This window comes from Clavibacter lycopersici, from assembly GCF_003576405.1.
Taxonomy (GTDB): domain Bacteria; phylum Actinomycetota; class Actinomycetes; order Actinomycetales; family Microbacteriaceae; genus Clavibacter; species Clavibacter lycopersici.
Genome location: NZ_QWGT01000244.1, coordinates 1 through 4,077, shown reverse-complemented (window position 1 = coordinate 4,077; position 4,077 = coordinate 1). Strand labels below are relative to the sequence as shown.

General features: G+C 74.9%; 4 protein-coding genes. 1 reads left to right on the top strand and 3 read right to left on the bottom strand.

Annotation, left to right across the window (positions count from 1 at the left end; all coding sequences use genetic code 11):
* Positions 1–6: 6 nt before the first annotated feature.
* Positions 7–1,140, bottom strand: coding sequence for a Gfo/Idh/MocA family protein (locus DZG00_RS13080; protein WP_119382581.1), 1,134 nt, complete (start codon positions 1,138–1,140; stop codon positions 7–9).
* On the bottom strand, positions 1,137–1,997 hold the full coding sequence (locus DZG00_RS13075; RefSeq protein ID WP_119382580.1) for a sugar phosphate isomerase/epimerase family protein: 861 nt from the start codon (positions 1,995–1,997) through the stop codon (positions 1,137–1,139). The genes DZG00_RS13080 and DZG00_RS13075 overlap by 4 nt, the downstream gene beginning before the upstream one ends.
* 221 nt (positions 1,998–2,218) lie before the next feature.
* Here DZG00_RS13075 and DZG00_RS13070 point away from each other — a divergent pair, with 221 nt between their 5' ends.
* Positions 2,219–3,715 (top strand): M81 family metallopeptidase, encoded by a 1,497-nt coding sequence (locus DZG00_RS13070; protein ID WP_119382579.1) that lies wholly within the window; start codon positions 2,219–2,221, stop codon positions 3,713–3,715.
* A gap of 35 nt (positions 3,716–3,750) precedes the next feature.
* Here DZG00_RS13070 and DZG00_RS13065 read toward each other — a convergent pair.
* Positions 3,751–4,077: ROK family protein (locus tag DZG00_RS13065; RefSeq protein ID WP_119455704.1), on the bottom strand; the 327-nt coding region annotated here is incomplete at its 5' end.

Sequence of the window (4,077 nt, the reverse complement as noted above, 5' to 3'; positions counted from 1 at the left end):
CGGCCGCTAGGCGGCCACCTCCGTCGGCGTCGTGCGCGGCTCCTCCGGCGCGGCCGCGTCGCGGTCCAGCCGCACCTCGCGCCCGCTCGCGGCCGACGCGTAGACGGCCTCGAGGATCCGCGTGAGGTGCAGGCCGTGCGCCGCGGGCGCGACGGGGGCCACCTCGCCGCGCACCATCCGGACGAACGTGTCGATCTCGACCTGGAATCCCTCCTCGAGGTCGAACGACAGGGCGTCGATGTTCGGCGTGATCTCCACGGCCGTGTCGTGCAGCTCCGTCGTGATCCGCAGCGCGGGCTCGAGCGTCGCGCCGCCCTTCTCGCCGAACACCTCGAAGGACTGGCTGTCGCGGCCGTGCAGCGAGTACGAGGTCTCGATCGCGAGCACGGCACCGGAGGCGAAGCGCACGACGGCGCCCGCGAGGTCCTCGACGGGATCGTCCGACGGCGTCTGGTCGGCGCTGAGGTAGCGCGTGAGGCCGCGGAGGTTCGTGCGGCTGCCGAGGCGCGAGAACGTGTAGCCCGTGACCGCGACGGGCTCGGGGAAGTCCATGAGCCAGAGGGCCATGTCGAGGAAGTGCACGCCGAGGTCGATGAGCGGGCCGCCGCCCGAGACGGAGCGGTTGGAGAACCAGCCGCCGGGATCGCCCGCCTGGCGCAGGAACACGGCCTTCGCGTAGTAGAGGGGACCGAGGTCGCCCGCGTCCACGAAGCGCTTGAGGGTGACCGCGTTCGAGGAGTGGCGGCGCACGTAGCCGACCTGCACGGATCCGGCGCTCGCCGCCTCGGCCGCCACGATGGCCTCGGCCTCGGCGACCGTGACGGCCATGGGCTTCTCGAGCAGCACGCTCTTGCCGGCCTCGAGGGCGGCGATCGCGACCTGGGCGTGCGTGTCGTTGCGCGTGCAGACGCTCACGGCGTCGATGCCGGGGTCGGCCACGAAGGACCGGAAGTCGGTGGACACGAGCGTCGCGCCCTGCTCGGCCGCGCGGGCCGCGGCCCGGTCGCCGTCGATGTCGCAGATGCCGGCGATCACCACGTCGGGGTTCCGTGCGTAGGCGGCGAGGTGGAGGCCCGCGATGGTGCCGGCGCCCACGACGCCGATGCGCACCGGGGCGGCGGGTGCTGCGGGTGCTCTCATCGGGCGACCTCCGCGGCGAGGCGCTGCGCGGCGGCGAGGCCCTGCGTGAAGCCCGTGATCGGATCCTCGAGCCCCTCGTACTCGATGGACACCGGACCGTCGAAGCCTGCGTCCGCGACGAGCGCCAGGAGGCGGCCGATGGGCAGGTCGCCGGCGCCGACGACCGCGCCGCGGATCCCGCGCCCGCCGAGCGTCGTCATCCACGTGTCGTCGGGCGGCACGTCGCGCACGTCGAAGTCCTTGAGGTGCACGACGGCCGCGTGGGGGAGGAGGCGCGGGACGGCGGCGAGCGGATCCTCGTCGACGCAGAGCGAGTTGCCGACGTCGAGCGTGACGCGGAAGGCGGGACGGTCGACGGCCTCGACGAGGCGCAGGATCCGGTCGCTCGCGTTCATGCTCATGCCGTGGTTCTCCACCGTCGTGGCGATGCCGAGGGTCGCGGCGTGGTCGGCGAGGTCGCGGCACACCGGCACGATCGTCGCGAAGGCGCGCTCGTACTCGTCGTCGTCGGCCTCGCGCCAGGACCAGGCGAACACGTCGTGCCGGAGCAGCGGGATCCCGAGCTCGTGCGCGACCCGGAGGTGCTCGTGCAGCCGGGCGACCTGGCCGTCGAGGTCGGGGTCCAGGAGGTCGGCGCCGACCGCGTAGTTCGCGAGCACGACGCCGCGCGCGTCGGCGCGGGCGCGGATCGCGGCGACCAGCTCCGGATCGTCGACGAGCTCGCTGCCGAGGCCGGCGATCGAGATCTCCAGGTGGCTGGCCTCGGAGTCGGCGACGAGGTCGACCACGTCGGGCACGGTGAGGGTGCCGGCCTCGAGGGCCGGGGCGAACGTGTAGGAGCTGACGCCGATGCGCATGGGCGGCCTTCCGGTTCCGGCGGCCGGGCGGTCGGCCGTGCCCTCACGCTAGGTGCGGCGCGCCCCGTCGCCCCGGGCCGGCCGTTCCTTCGCCGCCGGTTTAACGGAGACGTAACCGCCCGCCGCCGGGGCGCGAGGGCCGCGTCCATATGGTGGGAGGACCCGGCAGGAGGGCGGCGCTCGCCGACCCGACCCGACCCGCGCCGGACGGAAGGGACCCCATGCCGCACCGCCCCCGGATCGTCTCGCTCGGCATGTCGCTGGAGGCCAGCGTGTACTCGCCGGCCGTGACCCGCGTCGACCAGTTCGTGCGCACCGACGGCGACGCGTACCTCGCCCGCTACCCCTTCCTCGCGCCCGGCTCCCCGCTGCGGGAGCGCACGGAATGGACCGCGCTGCCGCACTTCCGCGCGATCCCCGGCGGCCCCGTCCCGGCGGACGACCACCGCGCGATCGTCGACGACCTGCTGGGCGCGCTCGAGCGCACGCTCCGCGACGACGGCCCGGTCGACGGCGTGCTGTACGACGTGCACGGCGCCATGAGCGTGATCGGCGCGGACGACCCCGAGGGCGAGCTCGCCGGCCGGATCCGCACGCTCGTCGGCCCCGACGCGATCGTCTCGGCGACCATGGACCTGCACGGCAACGTCACGCCGCTGCTCGCGGGCTCGGTCGACCTCATCACCTGCTACCGCCTGGCGCCGCACGAGGACGCGCTCGAGACCGTCGAGCGCGCGGTGCGGAACCTCGTCGACCGGCTGACGGGGCCCAGGCGCCGGGAGCCGGTGGCGACCGCGTGGGTGCCCGTGCCGATCCTGCTGCCGGGCGAGAAGACGAGCACCCGGGACGAGCCGGCGAAGGGGCTGTACGGGCGCATCCCGGGGATCACGGCGCGCGACGGCGTGATCGACGCGGGGATCTGGATCGGCTACGCGTGGGCCGACGAGCCCCGGAACCACGCGGCCGTGGTCGTGACCGGCGACGACGCGGCCGTCGTGGCGGCGTCGGCCGAGGAGCTGGCCGCCGAGCTCTGGCGCGTGCGCGACGACTTCGCGTTCGTGGCGCCCGTCGGCTCGCTCGACGAGTGCCTCGACCGGGCCGTCGCGAGCGACGCGCGGCCGTTCTTCGTGAGCGACTCGGGCGACAACCCCACGGCGGGCGGCGCGGGCGACGCGACGGGCACCCTGCGCGAGCTCCTCGCCCGGCCGGAGATCGCCTCGGGCGCGATCGAGGCCGTGTACGCGTCGATCCCGGATCCGGGTGCCGTCGCCGCGTGCGTGGCGGCGGGCGTCGGCGGCGAGGTCGACGTCCGGGCCGGCGCGCTCGTGGACGACACGGTCGCGCCGCCGGCCCGGATCCGCGGCACGGTCGAGCACATCGCCGAGGGGGATCCCGCGGCCGATGTGGAGGCCGTGGTGCGCGTCGGCGGGCTGCGCGTGATCCTCACTGCCCGCCGGAAGCCGTACCACCTGGAGGCCGACTTCACGCGGAACGGCATCGACGCGCGGGCCGCCGACCTCGTGGTGGTGAAGATCGGCTACCTCGAGCCCGAGCTGCACGCGATGGCGGCCGACTGGATGATGGCGCTCACCCCGGGCGGGGTCGACCAGGACCTCGCGCGGCTGCCGCATCACCGCATCGTGCGGCCGATGGTGCCGTTCGACGAGGTGACGGAGACGCCCGACCTCTCCGCCCGGATGATGACGCGCCCGATCTGACGGCGGCGCCGGTCCCGCACGCGCGGCGGGCCGGCTCAGTACAGCTGCGCCAGCGCCCGCCGCAGGCAGAGCTGGCCGATGCCGAGCACGCCCGCGTCCACGCCGGCCTCGCTCTGCTGGATCCGCAGCGTCGTCGTCGCGAGCGGGTGGCAGCTCTCGTAGAGCTGCGAGCGGATGGCGGCGACGAACGGCTCGACGGTCGACAGCATCCCGCCGATGACCACCACCTCGGGGTTGAAGAAGTTGACGACGGCGGCGAGGGTGTCGCCGACCGTGCGCCCGGCCTGGCGCAGCTGCGTGGTGGCGCGCGCGTCGCCGTCGTGGGCGAGCCGCACGGCGTCGGGCAGGTCGCGCACGGGGGC